This is a genomic window from Pseudomonas sp. F8002, assembly GCF_013385495.1.
Taxonomy (GTDB): Bacteria; Pseudomonadota; Gammaproteobacteria; order Pseudomonadales; family Pseudomonadaceae; genus Aquipseudomonas.
Map to the genome: position 1 here is coordinate 184162 of NZ_JACAPW010000024.1, position 23087 is coordinate 207248.

Genomic DNA, 23087 nt, shown 5'->3' on the forward strand with positions numbered 1-23087 from the left:
AAGCTGAATTGACTTAGCCGAACAAGCCGGGTGCCTCACCCGGCCTGATGCCAACGCATGGCCTTTCAGGATGAAGAATGCGCGGAACTTATCAGCAAGGTTTCCCCAGTGAAATCAGGGCATTAAGCGGGCAAAAGGGCGGAGCTTCGGCGCCGATGGCACTTTTGCACCACGAACTCTATGCCAAAAACGCCGTCTTACCCTTCAGTTTGAGCCTGCCGGTCAGCACCCTTGAGGCCAGCCCAGCCCCTTATCGATGGAGTTCCCCCCGCAATGAGCAACCCAGCCCGAGTCGCCCCGACATTTCCCGACAGCATTTTCCGCGCCTATGACATTCGTGGCGTGGTCCCCAAGACCCTGACCGCCGAGACCGCCTACTGGATCGGCCGCGCCATTGGCTCCCAGAGCCTGGCCCAGGGCGAGCCCAACGTTTCCGTAGGCCGTGATGGCCGCCTGTCCGGCCCCGAGCTGGTCGAGCAACTGATCCAGGGCCTGGCCGACAGCGGTTGCCACGTCAGCGACGTGGGCCTGGTGCCGACGCCTGCGCTGTACTACGCGGCCAACGTACTGGCCGGCAAGTCGGGCGTGATGCTCACCGGCAGCCATAACCCGTCGGACTACAACGGCTTCAAGATCGTCATCGCTGGCGACACCCTGGCCAACGAACAGATCCAGGCCCTGCACACCCGCCTGAAGACCAACGACCTGACCAGCGGCGAAGGCAGCGTCACCAAAGTCGACATCCTGCAGCGCTACTCTGACCAAATCACCGGCGACGTCAAACTCGCGCGCCGCCTCAAAGTGGTGGTGGACTGCGGCAATGGCGCGGCCGGCGTGATCGCCCCGCAACTGCTCGAAGCCCTGAACTGCGAAGTGATCCCGCTGTTCTGTGACGTCGACGGCAACTTCCCGAACCATCACCCGGATCCAGGCAAGCCCGAGAACCTGGTGGACCTGATCGCCAAGGTCAAGGAGACAGGGGCTGACGTCGGCCTGGCCTTCGACGGTGACGGCGACCGCGTTGGCGTGGTGACGGACACCGGCGAAAACGTGTTTGCGGACCGCCTGCTGATGCTGTTTGCCCGCGACGTGGTTGCGCGCAACCCAGGTGCCGAAATTATCTTCGACGTGAAGTGCACCCGCCGCCTCACACCGCTGATCAAGGAATATGGCGGTCGCCCGCTAATGTGGAAGACTGGCCACTCGTTGATCAAAAAGAAAATGAAAGAAACCGGCGCGCTGTTGGCCGGCGAAATGAGCGGCCATGTGTTCTTCAAGGAGCGCTGGTTCGGCTTTGACGACGGCATTTACAGCGCCGCTCGTCTGCTGGAGATCCTCAGCAAGGAAAAATCGACCGCGCAGGAGCTGTTCCAGACCTTCCCGAATGATATTTCTACGCCAGAGATCAATATCCATGTGACCGAGGAGAGCAAATTCAGCATCATTGACGCACTGCACGATGCGCAATGGGGCGAAGGCGCCGACCTGACCAGCATTGATGGTGTGCGAGTCGATTACGCCAAAGGCTGGGGCCTGGTTCGCGCATCCAACACCACACCGGTGCTGGTGCTGCGTTTCGAGGCGGATACCGAGGCTGAGTTGCAGCGCATCAAGGACGTGTTCCACGCCCAGTTGAAACGTGTTGCCCCTGATCTCCAATTACCGTTCTGATTTTTTACCGGAGCCCTGAATGACCCTCGAACGCGAAGCCGCCGCCAATACCGCCAAGGTCCTTTCCGAAGCGTTGCCTTACATTCGACGCTACGTCGGCAAGACGCTGGTGATCAAGTACGGCGGCAATGCCATGGAAAGCGACGAGCTGAAAACCGGCTTTGCCCGCGACATCGTGTTGATGAAAGCCGTCGGGATCAACCCGGTGGTGGTACACGGTGGCGGCCCGCAAATCGGTGACCTGCTCAAGCGCCTGTCCATCGAGAGTCACTTCATCGACGGCATGCGTGTGACCGACGCCCAGACCATGGACGTGGTAGAGATGGTCCTGGGCGGCCAGGTGAACAAAGACATCGTCAATCTGATCAACCGCCATGGCGGCAGCGCCATCGGCCTGACCGGCAAGGACGCCGAACTGATCCGGGCGAAGAAGCTCACCGTGACCCGCAAGACCCCGGAGATGACCCAGCCGGAAATCATCGACATCGGCCAGGTGGGCGAAGTGATCGGCATCAACACCGACCTGCTGAACCTGCTGGTGAAAGGCGATTTCATTCCGGTGATCGCGCCGATCGGTGTCGGTGCCAACGGTGAGTCCTACAACATCAACGCCGACCTGGTGGCCGGCAAGGTGGCCGAGGCGCTGAAGGCCGAGAAGCTGATGCTGCTCACCAACATCGCCGGCTTGATGGACAAGGAAGGCAAGGTCTTGACCGGCCTGACGACCCAGCAAGTGGACGACCTGATCGCCGACGGCACCATCTACGGCGGCATGCTGCCGAAGATCCGCTGCGCGCTGGAAGCGGTGCAAGGCGGCGTTGGCAGCTCGTTGATCCTGGATGGCCGGGTGCCGAATGCGATCCTGCTGGAAATCTTCACCGATACCGGTGTGGGTACCCTGATCAGCAACCGCAAGCGCCCCTAAGCGCTGGTAAACAAAAAGGCCCCGTTCAATTCGATTGAACGGGGCCTTTTCTATGTACTCGGTCTAAAAATGTGGGAGCGGGCTTGCTCGCGAAAGCGGCGGGTCAGTCGACACATATATCAACTGACAAGCCGTATTCGCGAGCAAGCCCGCTCCCACATGGATCTTCTAAACGCCGAACTGCTCGCGATAAGCCTTGACCGCCGGCAAATGCTGCTTGAGCTGCGGGTCATCTTCCAGGAACTGCAACACTTGGTTCAACGAAACAATGCTCACCACCGGAATCGCGAAATCACGCTCCACTTCCTGGATCGCCGACAATTCACCGTTGCCGCGCTCCTGGCGGTTCAGCGCGATCAACACGCCGGCCGCCTTGGCGCCGTCCTGGGAAGCGATGATCTGCATCACTTCGCGAATCGCCGTACCGGCAGTGATCACGTCGTCGATGATCAGCACGTCGCCCTTGAGCGGCGCACCCACCAGGCTGCCGCCTTCGCCGTGGGCCTTGGCTTCCTTGCGGTTGAAGCACCAAGGCAGATCCAGCTCGTGATGTTCAGCCAGAGCCACGGCGGTCGCGGCCGCCAGGGGGATGCCTTTGTAGGCAGGGCCGAACAGCACGTCGAAGGAAATGCCGCTTTCAACGATGGCGGCCGCATAGAAACGACCCAGCTGCGCCAGGGCAGAACCCGAGTTGAAAAGGCCGGCATTGAAGAAGTAAGGGCTGGTGCGCCCGGACTTCAGGGTGAACTCACCGAAGCGCAATACGCCGCGATCGATGGCAAAACGAATAAAATCGCGTTGATACGCCTGCATGAAAAAAGCCTCAGATACCACGGATTTAGCTAATTAGGTAGACGGCGTGTATCATACACGCACGCGATTTTTGGGGCCATTTATGCGGATCATCAGTGTGAACGTCAATGGTATTCAGGCTGCAGTCGAGCGTGGTTTGCTCAGTTGGCTGCAAGCCCAGAATGCCGACGTCATCTGCCTGCAGGACACCCGCGCCTCCGCCTTTGAACTGGACGACCCAGCCTTCCAACTGGATGGCTACTTCCTTTATGCCTGTGATGCCGAAGTTCCCGCCCAAGGCGGCGTGGCTTTGTATTCGCGGTTGCAACCCAAGGCGGTCATCAGCGGCCTCGGCTTCGAGACAGCCGACCGCTACGGGCGCTACCTGCAAGCCGATTTCGATAAGGTCAGCATTGCGACCTTGCTGCTTCCATCAGGGCAGAATGGCGATGAAGACTTGAACCAGAAGTTCAAGCTAATGGACGACTTCGCCCGTTATCTGGATAAACAGCGGCGCAAACGTCGCGAGTACATTTACTGTGGCTCGCTGTACGTGGCGCAACAGAAGCTGGATATCAAGAACTGGCGCGACAGCCAGCAATCCCCGGGCTTCCTGGCGCCGGAACGGGCCTGGATGGACGAGATTGTCGGCAACATGGGCTATGTCGATGCCCTGCGGGAAGTCAGCCGCGAAGGCGACCAGTACAGCTGGTGGCCGGATAACGAACAGGCCGAGATGCTCAACCTCGGCTGGCGTTTTGACTACCAGCTGCTGACGCCAGGCTTGCGTCGCTTCGTGCGCAGCGCACGTCTGCCACGCCAGCCGCGCTTCTCGCAGCACGCGCCGCTGATCGTGGACTACGACTGGACCTTGACCATCTAAGGTCTTTTTCCAGGCACAAAAAAACCGACATCACTGTCGGTTTTTTTGTGGGCGGTGGTTATTTGATCAACCGCAATGTCCACGGATAACGATAAGCCACGCCCTTGTTGGCCTTGATGCCCGCAATGATCGTCATCACCACCGCGCCGATCACCAGCACGGTCATCAACACAAAGCCGATCACGATAAAACCCAGCAGGAAGCAGACCGCCCAGGCAATGCCCACGGTGATCTGGAAATTCAGCGCTTCCTTGCCCTGGTCATCAATGAACGGGTCTGCATCCTTCTTCACCTGCCAAAGAATCAAGGGCCCCAGCAGGCTGCCGAACGGGAACATCAGCCCGAAGAACGCCGCAAAATGACAGAGCATCGCCCACTGGCGAACTTCCTTGGACGGTGTCGGCAGTGGAAGTTGGCTGTCACTCATGGCGTCGCTCCTTGGGATTGAATCAGTCGGCCAATGCGGCGTTCTGCAGTTCGAAGATTTCGGTCATGCCCTTCTGGGCCAGGGCCAGCATGGCATTCAGGTCCGCCGGCTGGAATGGCGCGCCTTCGGCGGTGCCCTGCACTTCGATGAAACCACCGGTGCTGGTCATCACCACGTTCAGGTCGGTCTCGGCAGCCGAATCTTCAAGATAGTCCAGATCCAGCACCGGCTCGCCCTGATACATGCCGACCGATACAGCCGCGATCATCTGCTTGAGCGGATCGCCGCCTTTCAGGCCACCACGTTTCTTGATGACCTTGAGCGCGTCGACCAGGGCAACCATGGCCCCGGTGATGGAGGCAGTACGGGTACCACCGTCGGCCTGGATCACGTCGCAGTCGACGTACAGGGTCACGTCGCCCAGCTTGGACATGTCCAGGGCTGCACGCAGGGAGCGACCGATCAGGCGCTGGATTTCCAGGGTGCGGCCGCCTTGCTTGCCACGGCTGGCTTCACGCTGGTTACGCTCGCCGGTGGCGCGCGGCAGCATGCCGTATTCGGCGGTCAACCAACCCTGGCCCTGGCCCTTGAGGAAACGCGGCACGCCGTTTTCGACGCTGACGGTGCAGATAACCTTGGTATCGCCAAACTCGACCAGTACAGATCCCTCGGCGTGTTTGGTGTAGTTGCGGGTGATGCGGATCGAGCGGAGCTGATCGGCAGCGCGACCACTTGGACGTTTCATAGGGGATACCTGTACGGAGGACGAAAAACTGCCGAGCATTATAGAGCCGCCAGCCCTGATCGGCACGGCTAAAAAATCCTGTTACAAACCCGGGCACCGAAGCCACTGTTTGGGGCCACCCGTCCCCTTGAGCTACAATCCTGCGCCTTCGCAGCCTGTCGGCTTCAATCTACCCATCAGCCCGCCTGTTTGCGGGACTGCATCGCGAGGTACCTCCATGGTGCACAGCATGACCGCCTTCGCCCGCGTCGAAAAAGCCGGCGTCCAAGGCACCCTGAGCTGGGAATTGCGCTCGGTCAACAGCCGCTACCTGGAGCCGCACCTGCGCCTGCCGGAATCGTTTCGCGACCTCGAAGGCGCGGTTCGTGAGGCACTGCGCCAGGGCATCTCCCGCGGCAAGCTGGAATGCACCCTGCGCTTTACCGAGGAAACCACCGGCAAGCCGTTGCAGGTGGATCGCGAGCGCGCCGCCCAATTGGTCGCCGCCGCCGAAACCATCGCCGGCCTGATCAAGCAGCCTGCCGCCATCAACCCGCTGGAAGTCCTGGCCTGGCCCGGCGTGCTGGTGGCCGACGCCACTGACCCACAGGCGTTGAACGCCGAGGCGCTGGCCCTGTTCAACCAGGGCTTGAAAGAACTCAAGGCCGGCCGCGAGCGTGAAGGGGCCGAACTGGCCCGCCTGATCAGCGACCGCCTGACCTCCATTGAAGAAGACGTGGTGACCCTGCGCGAACTGGTGCCGCAGATGCTTGCCACCCAGCGCCAGAAGGTCCTGGACCGCTTCGCCGACATGCAGGCCGAACTGGATCCGGTGCGTCTGGAGCAGGAGATGGTCCTGCTGGCACAAAAGAGCGACGTTGCCGAAGAGCTCGACCGCTTGAGCACCCACATTCTGGAAGTGCGCCGCGTGCTCAAGTCCGCCGGTGCCGCCGGTCGGCGCCTGGACTTCCTGATGCAGGAACTCAACCGCGAAGCCAATACACTGGGCTCCAAAGCCTTTGATCCGCGCAGCACCCAGGCTGCGGTCAACCTCAAAGTGTTGATCGAGCAAATGCGCGAACAAGTACAGAATATCGAGTAAGGCACCCTGACATGACCCACAGCACCGGCACCCTTTACATCATTTCTGCCCCATCGGGCGCGGGCAAAAGCAGCCTGGTCAAGGCCCTGACCGACGCTGACGAGCAGATCCGCATCTCGGTATCCCACACCACCCGCGCCATGCGCCCGGGTGAAGTGAACGGCGTGCACTACCACTTCGTCGAGCGCACCGAGTTCGTCAAGATGATCGAGCACGGTGATTTCCTGGAGCGCGCCGAGGTCTTCGGCAACCTCTACGGCACCTCGCAAAGCCACCTGCAGCAGACCCTGGACGAAGGCCACGACCTGATCCTGGAAATCGACTGGCAGGGCGCCGAGCAAGTGCGCCAGTTGATGCCCAAAGCCCGCTCGATCTTCATCCTGCCGCCTTCGCTGGAAGCATTGCACCAGCGCCTGACCAATCGTGGCCAGGACAGCGACGAGATCATCGAAGGTCGCATGCGTGAAGCCGTCAGTGAAATGAGCCACTACGTCGACTACGACTACCTGATCATCAACGACGATTTCGCTCACGCGCTGGACGATCTGAAAGCGATTTTCCGCGCCAATCAGCTCCAGCAAAAGCGTCAGCAGCAGCGTTTCGGCAAATTATTGGCCGAACTGCTCGGCTGATTGGCTCTTCCCAAAACCGCTGCAGGGGCTTTACATTGGCACTTGTAGCGCGTTTGCGATGGCCTGCGAAAAATCAGCGCTTCCCTAAACGCTGGTGATTTTTTAAACTGTTCAGTCCGCTCGCCCAACCGGGCAGCGCGCATATTGCATTCGCTCCGAGGAATACCATGGCCCGCGTAACCGTTGAAGACTGCCTAGAACACGTGGATAACCGCTTTGAGCTGGTCATGCTCTCTACCAAGCGTGCCCGTCAACTGGCCACTGGCGGCAAAGAGCCCCTGGTCCAGTGGGAAAACGACAAGCCTACCGTTGTAGCCCTGCGTGAAATCGCTGAAGGCCTGATGAGCTACGAGTTCATCGCCAACGCCGAAATCGTTGAAGACGAACCGCTGTTCGCAGCGTTCGAGGACGAGTCCAACGAGGCCGTCTAAGCCTATGCCTGGTCGACGTAGCACGGCGCGGGGTCACAGCCAACGGCAGGAGTTAATACTTTGCCGAGCATAGACGCCCTCGCCGATCGCTTATCGACCTACCTCGGCCCAGACCAGGTCAACCTGGTCCGCCGAGCGTATTTCTACGCCGAACAAGCCCACGACGGCCAACGCCGCCGCAGTGGCGAGGCGTATGTCACGCATCCTCTTGCCGTGGCCAATATTCTTGCCGACATGCACATGGACCATCAGAGCCTGATGGCCGCGATGCTGCATGACGTGATCGAAGACACCGGCATTGCCAAGGAAGCGCTCAGTGCGCAATTTGGCGAAACCGTGGCCGAACTGGTCGACGGGGTCAGCAAACTGACCCAGATGAACTTCGAGACCAAGGCCGAAGCCCAGGCGGAAAACTTCCAGAAGATGGCCATGGCCATGGCCCGGGACATCCGGGTGATCCTGGTCAAGCTGGCCGACCGGCTGCACAACATGCGCACGCTGGAAGTGCTGTCCGGTGAAAAACGCCGGCGCATCGCCAAGGAAACCCTGGAAATCTACGCGCCCATCGCCAACCGGCTGGGCATGCATGCCATTCGTATCGAGTTCGAAGACCTCGGCTTCAAGGCCATGCACCCGATGCGTTCCGCGCGCATCTACCAGGCAGTGAAACGCGCCCGGGGCAATCGCAAGGAAATCGTCAACAAGATCGAAGAATCCCTGAGCCATTGCCTGGCGATCGATGAGATCGAGGGCGAAGTCAGCGGCCGGCAGAAACACATCTACGGCATCTACAAGAAGATGCGCGGCAAGCGCCGGGCCTTCAACGAGATCATGGACGTGTACGCGTTCCGGATCATCGTCGACAAGGTCGATACCTGCTACCGCGTGCTGGGTGCTGTACATAATTTGTACAAGCCCCTGCCCGGACGCTTCAAGGATTACATCGCGATTCCCAAGGCCAACGGCTACCAGTCGCTGCATACCACGCTGTTCGGTATGCACGGGGTGCCGATCGAGATCCAGATCCGCACCCGCGAAATGGAAGAGATGGCCAACAACGGCATCGCCGCCCATTGGCTGTACAAATCCACCGGCGACGAGCAGCCAAAAGGCACCCATGCCCGCGCCCGCCAGTGGGTCAAGGGCGTGCTGGAAATGCAGCAACGTGCCGGCAACTCCCTGGAATTTATCGAAAGCGTGAAGATCGACCTGTTCCCGGACGAGGTCTACGTGTTCACGCCCAAAGGCCGGATCATGGAGCTGCCCAAAGGCTCCACGGCGGTCGACTTTGCCTACGCGGTGCACACCGATGTGGGTAACAGCTGCATAGCCTGTCGGATCAATCGTCGACTGGCCCCGCTGTCGGAACCGCTGCAAAGCGGTTCCACGGTGGAGATCGTCAGCGCACCGGGCGCGCGCCCGAACCCGGCCTGGCTCAACTTTGTGGTCACCGGCAAGGCTCGCACCCACATCCGTCACGCCCTGAAACTGCAACGCCGTTCCGAGTCCATCAGCCTGGGCGAACGCCTGCTGAACAAGGTGCTCAACGGCTTCGACAGCTCACTGGACAAGATCCCGGCCGAACGCGTGCAGGCGATGTTGCACGAGTACCGCCAGGAACTGATCGAAGACTTGCTGGAAGACATCGGCCTGGGCAACCGCATGGCCTATGTGGTCGCGCGCCGCCTGCTGGGCGAAGGCGAACAGTTGCCAAGCCCCGAAGGCCCGCTGGCGATTCGCGGCACCGAAGGCCTGGTGCTCAGCTACGCCAAGTGCTGCACGCCGATCCCGGGCGACCCGATTGTCGGCCACTTGTCCGCCGGCAAAGGCATGGTGGTGCACCTGGACAACTGCCGCAATATCAGTGAAATCCGCCACAACCCCGAGAAATGCATCCAGCTTTCGTGGGCAAAGGATGTCACTGGCGAATTCAACGTCGAGCTGCGGGTCGAGCTGGAACACCAGCGCGGCCTGATCGCCCTACTGGCCAGCAGCGTGAACGCGGCCGACGGCAATATCGAGAAAATCAGCATGGACGAACGCGATGGCCGCATCAGCGTGGTCCAACTGGTGGTCAGCGTGCACGACCGCGTGCACCTGGCCCGCGTGATCAAGAAACTGCGCGCCCTGACCGGGGTCATCCGCATCACCCGCATGCGCGCCTAGCCCATCCATTACAAGGAGTCATTCATGACCAAGACTGTTATCACCAGCGACAAGGCACCAGCAGCAATCGGTACTTATTCCCAGGCGATCAAGGCGGGCAATACCGTCTACATGTCCGGCCAGATTCCACTGGACCCAAAAACCATGGAGCTGGTTGAAGGTTTTGAAGCCCAGACCATCCAGGTCTTCGAAAACCTGAAGTCGGTTGCCGAAGCTGCGGGCGGTTCGTTCAAGGACATCGTCAAACTGAACATCTTCCTCACCGACCTGAGCCACTTCGCCAAGGTCAACGAGATCATGGGCAAATACTTCGAACAGCCGTACCCTGCCCGCGCCGCCATCGGCGTTGCCGCCCTGCCAAAGGGCGCGCAGGTTGAGATGGACGCCATTCTGGTCATCGAGTAAAACATCCGGCGCAGCGCTTCCACGGGAAGGCTGCGCCGAATTGGTTCTTGGAAGGATTTCGTAATGCGCAAAGCGCTCGTTGCCTCTTCGTTGCTCGCCCTGTTGCTCGGCGGCTGCGCCAGCAATCCCGCCGACCTGGATGTGAGCGGCACCTGGATCAACCAGGCCGCCATCGACGCGGCAGCCAAGGGCGGCCCTTTGCGTGAAGCCCTGCAGAGCTATGGTCCGAACCTCGAATGGGAGGTGAACACCAAAGCGTCCCAGGCCCGCTACTACAACGGTTTTGAAGTAGCTGAAGGCAAATTGCTGGGTGAAAAATCCGGCGCCTGGAGTGTCGATTTCTACGGCAGCTCCGCCACTGAACTCAAGCGTAAAGGCAAGCTGCTGCTGCAAGGGGCCAATGATAACGAGCCCGAGCAACTGTTCGCCCGTGCCAAGGATCCAGCCCCCGAAGGCGCGCCACTGGGTGCCAACTTCGAACGCACCCTGTACGCCGCCTACATGGGCGGCACCTGGAAAATCAGCAGCGGCACTGGCGAAGGCGCCACCGTACAGTTCCAGGCCAATGGCCAGGTGACCGGCTTGCCCGGCGCCGATCAGTACTCGCTGTGCCTGGCGGGCGATTGCGCCTCCATGAGCGGCGGCTACGACAGTATCTGGCTACAGTTGAACGGCCAGGGCAACCCGTGGATCTTTGCGCGCAAGGGCAAGCAACTGGAGATCTTCCAGGCGATCAACACCGCCCAGGCCGACGAGGTACCCTCGTTTACCCCCGGGCCACGGCAGTGGTTGCTGGAAAAACAGTGATACAGAACAAAGGAGCCCACGGGCTCCTTTTTCTTTAGTCTGCGCCATGGTTTTTTCACCTCCAGGGATTGCCCGATGCGCACCTTACTTGCCCTTGGCCTGATGCTGCTGGGTGGCTGCACTCAAACATCGCAAACAAACGATATCAATGGGCTATGGATCAATCAGGCTGCCATCGACTCAGCCGCCCAGGGCAGGCCCTTGTTGAGAGCCATTGATGCCCACGGTTTGAACCTGGAATGGAACATCGACACCCGCAGCGGCAAGGCGCAGGTCAGCAACGCGTTTGAGTCGGGCGAAGGTCAATTACGGCCGAAGGCACCGGATGTATGGACCGTCGACTACAACGGCCATGGCACCGATGAACTGCATTTGGATGGCAAACAACTGATCCAGCAGACCACACGAAACTACGCGGCCCAACGCTTCACCCGTCCCGGCCAACCCATCGTCGAAGGTGCCAGGTGGGGTACGACTTTCAGACTGGCGCTCAACTCAGCCTATATGGCCGGCCAGTGGAAAATCATTGAAGGCCAGGGCGCCGGCAACCTCGTAGTGTTCAACGCCGACGGCAGCGTATCGGGCCTGGCGCAAAACGACCGGTACGAGCTTTGCCTGGGCGGCGATTGCGCCACCCAGGGGGCCGGCAATGACACCCTCTACCTGGGCAAGGGCGATGTGGGAGCCAGCTGGATTTTTATCCGCTACGGCAAACAGCTGGAGATTCTCCAGGCAATCAACCTGTCGCGACCCGACGAAATCCCTCAACTCACTCCAGGCCCGCGCCAGTGGCTGCTGGAAAAGCAGTGACGCAATTACCGCTGAAGAATCGCCGCATACCCTTCGCGATAACTCGGGTACTTCGGCACCCAGCCCAACGCCTTCGCCCGGGCATTACTGCACCGCTTGCTGCCGGCTCGTCGCACGCTGGCGTCTGCAGCCCATTCGGTCACGCCGAGATACTCACGCAGCCAGTCCACCACCTCGGCCAAAGGCGCAGGTGCGTCGTCGACGCCGATGTAGCACTGTTGCAGTGCACCGCCCTGCTCCACATGCCGCAGCAAAAACGCCAGCAGGCCGGCGGCGTCGTCAACGTGAATCCGGTTGCCATATAAAGGTGGGTCGATCGTCACGCGATAGCCTTCACGTACCTGGGTCGACAAACGCTCACGGCCCGGCCCATAGATCCCGGTAAGGCGCACGACAGTGGCGGGAATCCCGCTCTTCAATGCCACCTGCTCGGCCTCCAGCATGACTTGCCCGGAATAACCGCTCGCCTGGGTCGCGGATTCTTCGTCGACCCACTCACCGTTCTGCTGCCCGTAAACACTGCTGCTGGACACAAACAGCAGGTGCCTGGGCTCCTGGCCGTAGTCGTTCAGCCACTCCAGCACATGCCGCAACCCTTGCACGTATGCCGCGCGATAACCGGCCTCGTCGTGATCGGTGGCCGCCGCGCAATACACCAGGTAATCCACCCCGCCCACCGGCCAGGTATCGGGGCAGTCTTCATTGAACAGGTCGCCGGCAATCCCGATAACCCCCTTGGGAAGGCGCGAAATATCCCGCCGCAGGCCATGAACCTCCCAGCCCTGGGCCAGCAATTGGGTGGCCAGACGGCTACCGACATCGCCGCAACCGGCAATCACCACAGAAGGCGCAGACATCACAAAACTCCGTTCTTAAAGGTCAAGGTTAGCCCCCGCAGATGACCAGCGGCCAGCAAAACGACAAATAAAGTAACTGTATTACTTCTGTTAACAAGAATTACTTGCAATAATAACCGCCCATTTGTCCTCGACCCGTTACGGTCTGGAAGGACGCTCACTCATTTTTTTCTCTCAGGTCCGGCCAGCATGACACGCAATACATCCCCCGCTTCGCCAACCAAGCCTCACAGCCCATCCCGCGCCTGGCGTGCGATTGCTGCAGTGCTGTTCAGCGTCCTGCTGGCACCGACCGCCGCGTTCGCCGACAACACCGCGCCGGCCGCCCCGCCTGCAGCGAGCGCGCCAGCTACAGAGCAAAACGCTCCTGCGCCAGCCGCCGCACCGGCCGCGACCGACCCGGCCCTGGCCGCCGAAGGCGCACCGGCTGACGAATCCGGCGTCGTGCTGGAAGAAGACAACAGCCTGGGCATGGCCCACGACCTGTCGCCGTGGGGCATGTACCAGAACGCTGACATCATCGTGAAGATCGTGATGATCGGCCTGGCCATCGCTTCGATCATCACCTGGACCATCTGGATCGCCAAGGGCTTCGAACTGCTGGGCGCCAAGCGTCGCCTGCGCACTGAAATCGTCCACCTGAAAAAAGCCACCACCCTGAAAGAAGCCAGCGAAAGCGCGGCGAAGAAGGGCACCCTGGCGCACCTGCTGGTTCACGACGCACTCGAAGAGATGCGCCTGTCTGCCAACACCCGTGAAAAGGAAGGCATCAAGGAACGCGTGAGTTTCCGTCTTGAGCGCCTGGTTGCCGCCTGCGGTCGCAACATGAGCAACGGCACCGGCGTGCTGGCAACCATCGGTTCCACCGCGCCCTTCGTCGGCCTGTTCGGTACCGTGTGGGGCATCATGAACAGCTTCATCGGCATCGCCAAAACCCAGACCACCAACCTCGCCGTCGTGGCGCCCGGCATCGCCGAAGCCCTGCTGGCAACCGCACTGGGCCTGGTTGCCGCGATTCCTGCGGTGGTGATCTACAACGTCTTCGCCCGTTCGATCGCCGGCTACAAGGCGCAGGTGTCGGACGCTTCGGCAGAAGTCCTGTTGCTGGTCAGCCGTGACCTCGATCACCTGCCTTCCGAGCGCAGCTCGCAACCGCACATGGTGAAAGTGGGGTAATCGGCCATGGGCCTGCATTTGAATCAAGGCGACGACGAGCTCGTCGAGAACCACGAAATCAACGTCACGCCGTTTATCGACGTGATGCTGGTGCTGCTGATCATCTTCATGGTGGCAGCACCGTTGGCCACCGTGGATATCAAGGTCGACCTGCCCGCTTCCAGCGCGAAACCTGCGCCGCGGCCGGAGAAACCGATATTCCTCAGCGTGAAGGCGGACCAGCGTCTGTTCCTGGGCGAAGAAGAAGTCAAATCCGACACCCTGGGCGCGGTGCTCGACGCCAAGACCCAGGGCAAGAAAGACACGACCATCTTCTTCCAGGCCGACAAGGGCGTGGACTACGGCGACCTGATGAGCGTGATGGATGCCCTGCGGGCGGCCGGCTACCTCAAGGTAGGCCTGGTCGGACTTGAGACGGCAGCCAAGAAATGATCACGACGCGCCACAAACTGACGCGTTATGGCACCAGCCTCGCCGTCGTGCTGGGCGTCCACGCCGTCGCGATCATCATCGCGCTCCAGTGGTCGGCGCCACATATGGTCCAGCTGCCTCCGGCCGCCATGGTCATCGACCTGGCACCGATGCCGGCGCCGCCACCTCCGGCCCCGCCGAAGGTGATCACGCCGCCACAGCCGCCTGCGCCGGTCGAAGAGCTGCCATTGCCGAAACTGGCCGAGGCACCTAAGCCCACGATCCAGGTGCCAAAGCCGGTCAAGCCCAAGCCAAAACCACAGCCGCCCAAGCCTGTGGAGAAGAAGCCCGATCCGCCCAAGGAAAAACCTTCCGAAGAGCCGCCGAGCGAAACTCCGCAGAACAACGCGCCTACGGAAAAATCCGCCCAGCCACAACCGGGCCCTTCACCGCAGCAGATCGCGGCCAAGGCCACCTGGGAAAGTACCCTGCTGGGCCACCTGCAGAAGTACAAGAAGTACCCGCCGGGCGCCCAGGCGCGTGGCAAGGAAGGCCTGAACCGCCTGCGTTTCGTGGTGGATGCCGATGGCAACGTGCTGTCCTACGAACTGGTGGGCCGCTCCGGCAACGCCGACCTGGACCGCGCCACCCTCGACATGATCCGTCGTGCCCAGCCGCTGCCCAAGCCGCCGGCCGACATGTTGAAAGGCGGGAGCATCGAGATCGTTGCACCATTCGTTTACAACATCGAAAAACGTCGCCGCTAAACCCTACCGTGGGCACTCTCGGGTGCCCACGGCTGCTGTTCCCTCCCCCGCGCATCACCGCAACCTGAACCAGGCTTGAACGAATCGACACCTAACTCGATCTTCACTTGTAACAATTAAAGACAACGCTAATTATCCGCGAATAGTTCTCATTAGCGGACATTCGGCATGCCCAACCTTGCCCGGCTGGCTCTCCTCCTACTGGCTTTCCCCGTCGCCGCACAGGCGGATCAGCTGGTCACCCTGGTCATTCAGAATCACACCTTCAGCCCCTCGACGTTCGAGGTGCCGGCCGGTGAGCGCTTTCGCATTCAACTCACCAGCCACGATGAAAGCGTCGACGAGTTCGAAAGCTACGACATGAAATTCGAAAAAATCATTGTCCCCGGCAACACCATCACGGTGTTTGCCGGCCCGCTGCATCCCGGCACCTACACCTTCTTCGATGACTACCACCCCGACCAGGCCAAAGGCACGGTCACCGCCGTCGCAGCCAAGGAGTAAGCCATGCTGGCCTGTCTGTTGATCGTGTTTCGTGAAGTGCTGGAAGCCGGGATTGTGGTGGGCATCGTGATGGCCGCCACCCAGGGCCTGGCAAGACGTGGGCTGTTCATTGGCGGCGGAATCGCAGCCGGCGTGCTCGGTGCCGGCATCCTCGCACTATTTACCGGCGCAATTACCCAGGCGCTGCAGGGCTTTGGCCAGGAGATTTTCAACGCAGCCATCCTGGTGGTCGCCGTAGTCATGCTGGGCTGGCACAACCTGTGGATGGCCAGTCATGGTCGCGAGCTGGCGACCCAACTGCGCAGCGCCGGCAATTCAGTACTCAAGGGTGAAAAATCACTCTGGGCCCTGGCCGTGGTCATCACCGTGGCCGTGCTGCGCGAAGGCTCGGAAATCGTGCTGTTCCTCTATGGCATCGCCGCCTCCAGCCAGACAGACCCACTGTCGATGCTGGCCGGCGGCGTGCTCGGTATCGTCGCCGGCGCCGCGCTGTCCTGGCTGATGTACCGCGGCCTGGTCGCCATCAGCCTCAAGCGCCTGTTCTCGATTACCGGCTGGATGATCGCCTTGCTTGCCGCCGGCATGGCTGGCCGGGCCGCCGCGATCCTCGCCGGTATCGACCTGATTCCCGCCTGGGGCTACCAGCTCTGGGACACCTCCTGGCTGGTCTCCGATGGCAGCCTCACCGGCCGCGCATTGACCGCGCTGGTGGGCTACACCGACCGACCTCTGGGCGTTCAATTGGTGGCGTGGCTCGTCACCCTCTCGCTCCTGGTGCTGGGTAACCGTTTACTGCATTCACGCCCGACACAATCACATTAACCGCCCCAGGAGCCCCACCATGAAACACCTGCGCAACCCCTTCGCCGCCGCACTGCTGCTCGTCAGCGCCGTGGCCGCTTCCTCCCTCGCCCAAGCCCGCGAATACCCGATTGGCGGACCGGTGCAGATCAATGACATGGAGATCGCCTCCTCGTACTTGGTGGGCATCGAAATGGCGCCCATGCCGCCAGGCATGGTGATGAGCAAGGACTCGGTACACCTTGAAACCGATGTGCACGCCACCGCCGACAACAAATACGGCCTGTCCAACGGTGAGTGGGTGCCCTACCTGACCATCAGCTACTCACTGGTCAAGGAGGGCTCGCCCGACTACAAGGAAATCGGCACGCTGTTGCCGATGGTGGCCAAAGACGGCGCCCACTACGCCAACAACGTGAAAATGGACGGCCCCGGCACCTACACCGTGGTGTTGCGCTATGAAAGCCCACAGATCAAGGGCTTCTTCCACCATGTAGACAAGGAAACCGGCGTGCCTGAATGGTGGGCTCCCTTCACCGAAACCTTCACCTTCAAGTACCCGCAAAAGTGAAATACGGGGCGGCGATACCCGATTAACCGGTGTTGCGGCCCCTACGCTGTCTGATAACGTGCGTCTATCGATTGCAGCCGGTATGCTTGGCCCGCAACCTCATGGACGCCCGCTATGACTCTTACAGAATTACGCTACATCGTTACCCTCGCCCAAGAGCAGCACTTCGGCCACGCGGCCGAGCGTTGCCACGTCAGCCAGCCGACGCTGTCGGTGGGTGTGAAGAAGCTTGAAGACGAACTCGGTGTGCTGATTTTCGAGCGCAGCAAAAGCGCCGTGCGCCTGACGCCCGTCGGCGAAGGCATCGTCGCCCAGGCCCAGAAGGTTCTGGAACAGGCCCAAAGCATTCGCGAGCTGGCCCAGGCTGGCAAGAACCAGTTGACCGCGCCGCTGAAAGTCGGCGCCATCTACACCGTCGGCCCGTACCTGTTCCCGCACTTGATTCCGCAACTGCACCGCGTCGCGCCGCAGATGCCGCTGTATATCGAAGAAAACTTCACCCACGTGCTGCGCGACAAACTGCGCAACGGCGAGCTGGACGCGATCATCATCGCCCTGCCGTTCAACGAGGCGGATGTGCTGACCCTGCCGCTCTACGATGAGCCGTTCTACGTGCTGATGCCGGCGTCCCACCCATGGACGCAGAAAGACACCATCGACGCGGGCCTGCTCAACGACAAGAGCCTGCTGTTGCTGGGCGAAGGCCATTGCTTCCGCGACCAGGTGCTGGAAGCCTGCCCGACCCTGACCAAGGGCAACGACGGCGCCAAGCACACCACCGTGGAGTCCAGCTCCCTGGAAACCATTCGCCATATGGTCGCCTCCGGCCTGGGTATCTCGATCCTGCCGCTGTCGGCGGTCGACAGCCATCACTACGCCCCCGGCGTGATCGCCGTGCGCCCACTGACGCCGCCGGTACCGTTCCGCACCGTGGCGATTGCCTGGCGTGCGAGCTTCCCGCGTCCGAAAGCGATTGAAATCCTCGCCGACTCGATCCGCCTGTGTTCGGTGGCCAAGCCGCCTGCTGCGAGCTAAGTAACGGTATGACTGAGCTGTCGCAGGTATCGGTGACGGCACTCAAGGGTGTCGGGGAGGCCATGGCCGAGAAGTTGGCCAAGGTCGGGCTGGAAAATCTCCAGGACGTGCTGTTCCACCTGCCCCTGCGTTACCAGGACCGCACCCGCGTGGTGCCCATCGGCCACTTGCGCCCTGGGCAGGACGCCGTGGTTGAAGGCACCGTCAGCGGCGCCGACGTGGTCATGGGCAAGCGCCGTAGCTTGGTGGTGCGCCTGCAAGACGGCACCGGCGGCCTGAGCCTGCGCTTCTACCACTTCAGCAACGCCCAGAAGGAAGGCCTCAAGCGTGGTACCCGCGTGCGCTGCTACGGCGAAGCCCGGCCCGGTGCTTCGGGGCTGGAAATCTATCACCCGGAATACCGCGCGATTACCGGCGACGAACCGCCGCCGGTAGACACCACCCTCACGCCAATTTACCCGCTCACCGAAGGCCTGACCCAGCAGCGCTTGCGCCAACTGTGCATGCAGACTCTGACGATGCTCGGGCCAAAAAGCCTGCCCGACTGGCTGCCCCAGGAACTGGCGCGCGACTATCAACTGGCGCCGCTGGATGATGCGATCCGCTACCTGCATCACCCACCCGCCGATGCCGACGTCGACGAGTTGGCTCTCGGGCATCATTGGGCCCAGCATCGCCTGGCGTTCGAAGAACTGCTGACCCATCAACTGTCCCAGCAGCGCCTGCGCGAGAGCATGCGTTCGCTGCGCGCGCCGGCCATGCCCAAGGCCAAGCGCCTGCCTGCGCAATACCTGGCCAACCTGGGGTTTGCACCGACGGGCGCCCAGCAACGGGTCGGCAATGAAATCGCCTACGACCTGAGCCAGAAAGAACCGATGCTGCGGCTGATCCAGGGTGACGTGGGCGCGGGTAAAACCGTGGTCGCCGCCCTCGCCGCGTTGCAGGCCCTCGAAGCCGGCTATCAGGTGGCGCTGATGGCGCCCACCGAGATTCTCGCCGAGCAGCACTTCATCACCTTCAAGCGCTGGCTCGAACCGCTGGGCCTGGAAGTCGCGTGGCTGGCTGGCAAGCTCAAGGGCAAGAACCGCGTAGCCGCCCTAGAGCAGATCGCCGCCGGCGCCCCGATGGTGGTGGGCACCCACGCGTTGTTCCAGGACGAAGTGAAGTTCAAGAATCTGGCGCTGGTGATCATCGACGAACAGCACCGCTTCGGTGTGCAGCAGCGCCTGGCCCTGCGCCAGAAAGGCGTGGGCGGCCGCATGAGCCCGCACCAGTTGATCATGACCGCCACACCCATCCCGCGCACCCTGGCCATGAGCGCCTATGCCGACCTCGACACTTCGATCCTCGACGAACTGCCGCCGGGCCGAACGCCGGTCAACACCGTGCTGGTCACCGACACCCGCCGCGTCGAAGTCATCGAACGGGTGCGCGGCGCCTGCGCCGAAGGCCGTCAGGCGTATTGGGTGTGCACGCTGATCGAAGAATCCGAAGAGCTGACCTGCCAGGCCGCTGAAACCACCTATGAAGACCTCACCAGCGCCTTGGGTGAACTCAAGGTCGGGCTGATCCACGGTCGCATGAAGCCGGTGGAAAAGGCCGCGGTGATGGCCGAGTTCAAGGCCGGCAACCTGCAATTGCTGGTGGCGACCACGGTGATTGAAGTCGGCGTCGACGTCCCCAACGCCAGCCTGATGATCATCGAGAACCCCGAGCGCCTGGGCCTGGCGCAACTGCACCAATTGCGCGGCCGCGTCGGCCGGGGCAGCGCCGCCAGCCACTGTGTGCTGCTGTACCACCCGCCGCTGTCGCAGATCGGTCGCCAGCGCCTGGGGATCATGCGCGAAACCAACGATGGCTTCGTGATCGCCGAAAAAGACCTAGAACTGCGCGGCCCCGGCGAGATGCTCGGCACCCGCCAGACCGGCCTGCTGCAATTCAAGGTCGCCGACCTGATGCGCGATGCCGACTTGCTGCCCGCCGTGCGCGACGCGGCCCAGGCGTTACTGGAGCGTTGGCCGGAACACGTCAGCCCGCTGCTGGATCGCTGGCTGAGACATGGGCAGCAATACGGCCAAGTGTGACGGCTGACTCACTTAGACAACCCTCACTTGTATCAAGCTGGTTATACTCCAATGACTGTAGGAAATTGGATTCAGGCCATGTCAGAAGTTGCCCTCGCCACAGCCCCACCGACTGCACCCTCGGTGATTCGGACGCTGCTTGCAAAGCTCGCCATCAGCTACACGGAAGTTTCCGAACGCCCCGGCCTGAACCCGGCGCAGAAGGTTCAAGCCGTACTGCTCGATGATGCCGTGGGTGCACTCATGGTGCTGTTTCCACAGAACCAGTTGCTGGACCTTAATCGCCTCGCCGAGCTCACCGGTCGGCGCCTCACGGCCGTGTCGCCGGAGCGCCTGGAGCGCATGCTCGGCAAGCACAGCCTGAGCCTGCTGCCCGGCCTGCCGCCGCTGACCAGTTCTCCCTGCCTGTACGAAGAAAGCCTGTTGCGTGAGCCGACCGTGCTGGTGCACTCGGGCGAAGCCGGGCTGCTGCTGGAGATTTCCAGCGACGCGTTCAAGAGCATGCTGACCAAGGCCAGCGCCGCGCATTTCGGCGAGCCGCTGAGCAACATCCGGCCAAACCTGGATCGCCCCAACGACGACCGCGAGGAAATCACCCAGGCGATGCAGGCGTTCACCGCCCGCCGTATCCAGCAGCGCCTGGAAGCCACCATCGAAATTCCGCCGCTGGCCGATACCGCGCAAAAGATCATCAAGCTGCGGGTCGACCCCAACGCCACCATCGACGACATCACCGGCGTGGTCGAAACCGACCCGGCCCTGGCCGCCCAGGTGGTGAGTTGGGCCGCGTCGCCCTACTACGCCTCGCCGGGCAAGATCCGCTCGGTGGAAGACGCCATCGTGCGCGTGCTGGGCTTTGACCTGGTGATCAACCTCGCACTCGGCCTGGCCCTGGGCAAGACCTTGAGCCTGCCCAAGGACCACCCGCAACAGGCCACGCCGTACTGGCACCAGTCGATCTACACCGCTGCCGTCATCGAAGGCCTGACCCGCGCCATGCCCCGCGCCCAGCGCCCGGAAGCCGGGCTGACGTACCTCGCCGGCCTGCTGCACAATTTCGGCTACCTGTTGCTGGCCCACGTCTTCCCGCCGCACTTCTCACTGATCTGCCGGCACCTGGAGGTCAACCCGCACCTGTGCCACAGCTACATCGAGCAGCATCTGCTGGGCATCAGCCGCGAGCAGATTGGTGCGTGGTTGATGCGCTATTGGGACATGCCGGACGAACTGTCCACCGCCCTGCGCTTCCAGCACGACCCGACCTACGACGGCCAATATGCGGAATACCCGAACCTGGTGTGCCTGGCCGTGCGCTTGTTGCGCAGCCGCGGCATCGGCTCGGGGCCGGATGAATCCATCCCGGACGAACTGCTTGAGCGCCTGGGGCTGACCCGGGACAAGGCAGAGGATGTGGTGACCAAGGTGCTGGACGCGGAGACGTTGTTGCGCGAGTTGGCTTCGCAGTTCAGCCAGGGATAAATCGGGCGCCTGTTACACCGTATTCGCGAGCAAGCCCGCTCCCACATTCGACCGAGTTCCAACTTTGGAATGGGATTGAATGTGGGAGCGGGCTTGCTCGCGAATGCAGGCGACGCAGTATTGCTGAAGAACCCCTAGCCTTTGGGCTTTTTCTTCGGCTTCAAATACTTGGTCAACCCCTGGAACCAGATCACCAGCGCCGGGTTGCCCTTGATCTGGATCGACTTGTCCTGAATCCCCGTCATGAACGCCAGTTGCTTGTTCTTCGCCTGCATCGTGGCGAAGCCGTAGGCGGCATCCTTGAAGGCAATAGCAAACGCAGGCGCGGGATGAACACCCGAGCGGCTGGTAATGCGCTGGTCTTTGACGATGAAGTGACGGGCAACCTTGCCGTCGAGGGTCTGCAACTGGAACGCCAGGTCCTTGTCACCCAACTGCTGCTGGAACGCAGGGTTGGTGCGGCTGGCTTTGCCCATCAACAGGCCAAGCATCCAGAGAAGAAAACGAAATTTCATGCACACGGCCTCAGTGTAATTATTGGGTGGCCGCAGCAGTTTAACGATTTGTGCAAATAACGCTACCGATCTCCCGTTTTAGCAGGAGATCGGCTGGCGTTTAACGCTTATAGCAACAACTTTCCTCAGACGTTAGGGCAAGGAACCGGTGCCCAATCCGCCAGGTTCGGATCACGGCAAGTGCCTTCGATCTGCGCTTTACCGGCGCTGGCAACCTGCTTGCTTTCAGCTTGTTTGGTCTGGGCGGTCTGGATGGTTTTCTCGGTGGCTACGGCTTCTTTCGGCACGGTTGGCAGTACCGGCTTTTTCGCGACTTTTACCGGCTTCTTACCTTTGGCTGGCGTCACCACCGGCGTGGTATCGGCAGTCGCAACAGTGACCACGTCAGCACGTTGTACGCCCACTTGTTGCAGATCCTGCTCGTACGCCTGGGTGTAGTTGTTCAGGTCTTCGCTGGCCTTGCCGTTCACCGCGACGATCAGGTCGTTGGACTCTTTCAGGCCCGAGACGATTTCTGCCAGGCGCTTGCGGCCTTCAACGTCGTTGACGGTCTTGGCCTTGCGGTCGGCCACCAGCTTGGTGAACGCGCTCTGGTAGCACTGCTGGGACGCCTTGGCGTACGCGGTGCTGCGGTCGATGTCGGAGGCACGCTTGTTGACGTCGGTGGCGTAGGAGGCGATGCGCTGGTTGTCATCGGTGATCTGCTTCTGGCGCTCGGTGTAGTAACCCGCAGCACCACCGGCCAGGGCGCCGCCCGCTGCACCGATGGCAGCGTTGCGGCCACGCTTGTCGGAGTCGCCGGTCAGGGCGCCCAGCAAAGCACCACCGGCCGCACCCAGGGCGGCGCCGGTGACCACCGACTTGGTCAGGTCCGAATCGGTAGCACGCAGGTGCTGCACCGGCTCGTAGCAGTTCGGGTAGTACTCGACCTTGGTGGTCGAGGCGACCTTGTTGGTCGGCGACGTTGCGCAACCGGTCAGCACCGTGCTGAAGCCTGCGGCAATCAGCAGCAGATGACGCTTGGAAACCGCCTTACGGGAAAAAATCATCGTTGTGTTCTCTTTTAAGTTTGACTTGCCCAGCGCGGCCCACCGCCGCCTGAGTCCCTTCCA

At 61.5% G+C, this 23087-nt stretch carries 24 protein-coding genes and 1 pseudogene; 19 read left to right on the top strand and 6 right to left on the bottom strand.

Annotated elements, in window-relative coordinates:
• Nucleotides 1-294 precede the first annotated feature (294 nt).
• Nucleotides 295-1671 (top strand): annotated as a pseudogene (locus tag HX811_RS18770) (phosphomannomutase/phosphoglucomutase); the annotation flags it as partial.
• A 19-nt stretch (nt 1672-1690) separates the two neighbouring features.
• The gene (argB, locus tag HX811_RS18775) at nt 1691-2596 is read left to right on the top strand and encodes an acetylglutamate kinase (protein ID WP_003213275.1); all 906 of its coding nucleotides are present in this window, start codon (nt 1691-1693) and stop codon (nt 2594-2596) included.
• Nucleotides 2597-2764: 168 nt separating this feature from the next.
• Here argB and pyrE read toward each other — a convergent pair whose 3' ends face one another.
• Nucleotides 2765-3409 carry an orotate phosphoribosyltransferase gene (gene pyrE / locus HX811_RS18780; RefSeq protein ID WP_003213276.1) on the bottom strand — a complete coding sequence of 215 codons (645 nt, stop codon included), beginning with the start codon at nt 3407-3409 and terminating at the stop codon, nt 2765-2767.
• 82 nt (nt 3410-3491) lie between these two features.
• On the opposite strand from pyrE, the gene HX811_RS18785 reads away from it, so the two are divergent.
• Complete coding sequence (locus tag HX811_RS18785; protein ID WP_003176915.1) at nt 3492-4271, top strand: exodeoxyribonuclease III; 780 nt, start codon at nt 3492-3494, stop codon at nt 4269-4271.
• Nucleotides 4272-4329: 58 nt separating this feature from the next.
• On the opposite strand, the gene HX811_RS18790 is transcribed toward HX811_RS18785, so the two are convergent.
• Nucleotides 4330-4698: a DUF4870 domain-containing protein gene (locus HX811_RS18790; RefSeq protein WP_003213278.1), complete on the bottom strand. Its 369-nt coding sequence runs from the start codon at nt 4696-4698 to the stop codon at nt 4330-4332.
• Between the two features lie 22 nt (nt 4699-4720).
• Nucleotides 4721-5443, bottom strand: a complete 723-nt coding sequence (gene rph, locus HX811_RS18795) for a ribonuclease PH (RefSeq protein WP_003213280.1) — start codon at nt 5441-5443, stop codon at nt 4721-4723.
• Nucleotides 5444-5660: 217 nt separating this feature from the next.
• Here rph and HX811_RS18800 point away from each other — a divergent pair, with 217 nt between their 5' ends.
• The 7 genes from HX811_RS18800 (at nt 5661) to HX811_RS18830 (ending at nt 11775) form a co-directional block, all read left to right on the top strand.
• On the top strand, nt 5661-6524 hold the full coding sequence (locus HX811_RS18800) for a YicC/YloC family endoribonuclease (protein ID WP_008439430.1): 864 nt from the start codon (nt 5661-5663) through the stop codon (nt 6522-6524).
• Between the two features lie 11 nt (nt 6525-6535).
• Nucleotides 6536-7156: a guanylate kinase gene (gene gmk / locus HX811_RS18805; protein ID WP_003213284.1), complete on the top strand. Its 621-nt coding sequence runs from the start codon at nt 6536-6538 to the stop codon at nt 7154-7156.
• 167 nt (nt 7157-7323) lie between these two features.
• Nucleotides 7324-7587, top strand: coding sequence for a DNA-directed RNA polymerase subunit omega (gene rpoZ, locus HX811_RS18810; RefSeq protein WP_003176920.1), 264 nt, complete (start codon nt 7324-7326; stop codon nt 7585-7587).
• Between the two features lie 60 nt (nt 7588-7647).
• Complete coding sequence (spoT, locus tag HX811_RS18815) at nt 7648-9753, top strand: bifunctional GTP diphosphokinase/guanosine-3',5'-bis pyrophosphate 3'-pyrophosphohydrolase (protein WP_008439435.1); 2106 nt, start codon at nt 7648-7650, stop codon at nt 9751-9753.
• Nucleotides 9754-9777: 24 nt separating this feature from the next.
• Nucleotides 9778-10158, top strand: coding sequence for a RidA family protein (locus HX811_RS18820; protein ID WP_003213288.1), 381 nt, complete (start codon nt 9778-9780; stop codon nt 10156-10158).
• Nucleotides 10159-10221: 63 nt separating this feature from the next.
• Nucleotides 10222-10965, top strand: a complete 744-nt coding sequence (locus HX811_RS18825; protein WP_003213290.1) for a hypothetical protein — start codon at nt 10222-10224, stop codon at nt 10963-10965.
• Between the two features lie 75 nt (nt 10966-11040).
• Nucleotides 11041-11775: a hypothetical protein gene (locus tag HX811_RS18830; RefSeq protein ID WP_177046845.1), complete on the top strand. Its 735-nt coding sequence runs from the start codon at nt 11041-11043 to the stop codon at nt 11773-11775.
• A gap of 5 nt (nt 11776-11780) precedes the next feature.
• Here HX811_RS18830 and HX811_RS18835 read toward each other — a convergent pair whose 3' ends face one another.
• Nucleotides 11781-12632: an SDR family oxidoreductase gene (locus HX811_RS18835; protein ID WP_177046847.1), complete on the bottom strand. Its 852-nt coding sequence runs from the start codon at nt 12630-12632 to the stop codon at nt 11781-11783.
• Nucleotides 12633-12821: 189 nt separating this feature from the next.
• Between HX811_RS18835 and exbB the strand changes: the two genes are divergently transcribed.
• The 9 genes from exbB (at nt 12822) to HX811_RS18880 (ending at nt 21460) form a co-directional block, all read left to right on the top strand.
• The gene (gene exbB, locus HX811_RS18840) at nt 12822-13808 is read left to right on the top strand and encodes a tonB-system energizer ExbB (protein WP_087693713.1); all 987 of its coding nucleotides are present in this window, start codon (nt 12822-12824) and stop codon (nt 13806-13808) included.
• Nucleotides 13809-13814: 6 nt separating this feature from the next.
• Nucleotides 13815-14240, top strand: a complete 426-nt coding sequence (gene exbD, locus HX811_RS18845; protein WP_003213296.1) for a TonB system transport protein ExbD — start codon at nt 13815-13817, stop codon at nt 14238-14240.
• Entirely contained in the window at nt 14237-14986 is a 750-nt protein-coding gene (locus HX811_RS18850) for an energy transducer TonB (protein WP_003213297.1), read from the top strand. The genes exbD and HX811_RS18850 overlap by 4 nt, the downstream gene beginning before the upstream one ends.
• A gap of 168 nt (nt 14987-15154) precedes the next feature.
• Nucleotides 15155-15490: a cupredoxin domain-containing protein gene (locus HX811_RS18855; RefSeq protein WP_177041067.1), complete on the top strand. Its 336-nt coding sequence runs from the start codon at nt 15155-15157 to the stop codon at nt 15488-15490.
• Between the two features lie 3 nt (nt 15491-15493).
• Nucleotides 15494-16312, top strand: coding sequence for an FTR1 family protein (locus HX811_RS18860; RefSeq protein WP_008439439.1), 819 nt, complete (start codon nt 15494-15496; stop codon nt 16310-16312).
• Between the two features lie 19 nt (nt 16313-16331).
• Nucleotides 16332-16862 (top strand): iron transporter, encoded by a 531-nt coding sequence (locus tag HX811_RS18865; protein WP_087693714.1) that lies wholly within the window; start codon nt 16332-16334, stop codon nt 16860-16862.
• A 114-nt stretch (nt 16863-16976) separates the two neighbouring features.
• On the top strand, nt 16977-17897 hold the full coding sequence (locus HX811_RS18870) for a hydrogen peroxide-inducible genes activator (RefSeq protein WP_003213305.1): 921 nt from the start codon (nt 16977-16979) through the stop codon (nt 17895-17897).
• A gap of 8 nt (nt 17898-17905) precedes the next feature.
• Nucleotides 17906-19981, top strand: a complete 2076-nt coding sequence (gene recG, locus HX811_RS18875; RefSeq protein ID WP_003213306.1) for an ATP-dependent DNA helicase RecG — start codon at nt 17906-17908, stop codon at nt 19979-19981.
• 78 nt (nt 19982-20059) lie between these two features.
• Entirely contained in the window at nt 20060-21460 is a 1401-nt protein-coding gene (locus tag HX811_RS18880; protein ID WP_177046849.1) for an aminoacyl-tRNA deacylase and HDOD domain-containing protein, read from the top strand.
• Between the two features lie 134 nt (nt 21461-21594).
• On the opposite strand, the gene HX811_RS18885 is transcribed toward HX811_RS18880, so the two are convergent.
• Together HX811_RS18885 and tagQ are read right to left on the bottom strand one after the other, a co-directional pair.
• Nucleotides 21595-21975, bottom strand: a complete 381-nt coding sequence (locus HX811_RS18885) for a hypothetical protein (protein ID WP_008439448.1) — start codon at nt 21973-21975, stop codon at nt 21595-21597.
• A 125-nt stretch (nt 21976-22100) separates the two neighbouring features.
• On the bottom strand, nt 22101-23024 hold the full coding sequence (tagQ, locus tag HX811_RS18890; RefSeq protein ID WP_003213311.1) for a type VI secretion system-associated lipoprotein TagQ: 924 nt from the start codon (nt 23022-23024) through the stop codon (nt 22101-22103).
• Nucleotides 23025-23087: the final 63 nt, after the last annotated feature.

What these genes read in the sequence shown, in the direction of transcription:
- argB (WP_003213275.1), top strand. Translation starts at nt 1,691, where the DNA reads ATGACCCTCGAACGCGAAGCCGCCGCCAATACCGCCAAGGTCCTTTCC.
- pyrE (WP_003213276.1), bottom strand. Translation starts at nt 3,409, where the DNA reads ATGCAGGCGTATCAACGCGATTTTATTCGTTTTGCCATCGATCGCGGC.
- HX811_RS18785 (WP_003176915.1), top strand. Translation starts at nt 3,492, where the DNA reads ATGCGGATCATCAGTGTGAACGTCAATGGTATTCAGGCTGCAGTCGAG.
- HX811_RS18790 (WP_003213278.1), bottom strand. Translation starts at nt 4,698, where the DNA reads ATGAGTGACAGCCAACTTCCACTGCCGACACCGTCCAAGGAAGTTCGC.
- rph (WP_003213280.1), bottom strand. Translation starts at nt 5,443, where the DNA reads ATGAAACGTCCAAGTGGTCGCGCTGCCGATCAGCTCCGCTCGATCCGC.
- HX811_RS18800 (WP_008439430.1), top strand. Translation starts at nt 5,661, where the DNA reads ATGGTGCACAGCATGACCGCCTTCGCCCGCGTCGAAAAAGCCGGCGTC.
- gmk (WP_003213284.1), top strand. Translation starts at nt 6,536, where the DNA reads ATGACCCACAGCACCGGCACCCTTTACATCATTTCTGCCCCATCGGGC.
- rpoZ (WP_003176920.1), top strand. Translation starts at nt 7,324, where the DNA reads ATGGCCCGCGTAACCGTTGAAGACTGCCTAGAACACGTGGATAACCGC.
- HX811_RS18820 (WP_003213288.1), top strand. Translation starts at nt 9,778, where the DNA reads ATGACCAAGACTGTTATCACCAGCGACAAGGCACCAGCAGCAATCGGT.
- HX811_RS18825 (WP_003213290.1), top strand. Translation starts at nt 10,222, where the DNA reads ATGCGCAAAGCGCTCGTTGCCTCTTCGTTGCTCGCCCTGTTGCTCGGC.
- HX811_RS18830 (WP_177046845.1), top strand. Translation starts at nt 11,041, where the DNA reads ATGCGCACCTTACTTGCCCTTGGCCTGATGCTGCTGGGTGGCTGCACT.
- HX811_RS18835 (WP_177046847.1), bottom strand. Translation starts at nt 12,632, where the DNA reads ATGTCTGCGCCTTCTGTGGTGATTGCCGGTTGCGGCGATGTCGGTAGC.
- exbB (WP_087693713.1), top strand. Translation starts at nt 12,822, where the DNA reads ATGACACGCAATACATCCCCCGCTTCGCCAACCAAGCCTCACAGCCCA.
- exbD (WP_003213296.1), top strand. Translation starts at nt 13,815, where the DNA reads ATGGGCCTGCATTTGAATCAAGGCGACGACGAGCTCGTCGAGAACCAC.
- HX811_RS18850 (WP_003213297.1), top strand. Translation starts at nt 14,237, where the DNA reads ATGATCACGACGCGCCACAAACTGACGCGTTATGGCACCAGCCTCGCC.
- HX811_RS18855 (WP_177041067.1), top strand. Translation starts at nt 15,155, where the DNA reads ATGCCCAACCTTGCCCGGCTGGCTCTCCTCCTACTGGCTTTCCCCGTC.
- HX811_RS18860 (WP_008439439.1), top strand. Translation starts at nt 15,494, where the DNA reads ATGCTGGCCTGTCTGTTGATCGTGTTTCGTGAAGTGCTGGAAGCCGGG.
- HX811_RS18865 (WP_087693714.1), top strand. Translation starts at nt 16,332, where the DNA reads ATGAAACACCTGCGCAACCCCTTCGCCGCCGCACTGCTGCTCGTCAGC.
- HX811_RS18870 (WP_003213305.1), top strand. Translation starts at nt 16,977, where the DNA reads ATGACTCTTACAGAATTACGCTACATCGTTACCCTCGCCCAAGAGCAG.
- recG (WP_003213306.1), top strand. Translation starts at nt 17,906, where the DNA reads ATGACTGAGCTGTCGCAGGTATCGGTGACGGCACTCAAGGGTGTCGGG.
- HX811_RS18880 (WP_177046849.1), top strand. Translation starts at nt 20,060, where the DNA reads ATGTCAGAAGTTGCCCTCGCCACAGCCCCACCGACTGCACCCTCGGTG.
- HX811_RS18885 (WP_008439448.1), bottom strand. Translation starts at nt 21,975, where the DNA reads ATGAAATTTCGTTTTCTTCTCTGGATGCTTGGCCTGTTGATGGGCAAA.
- tagQ (WP_003213311.1), bottom strand. Translation starts at nt 23,024, where the DNA reads ATGATTTTTTCCCGTAAGGCGGTTTCCAAGCGTCATCTGCTGCTGATT.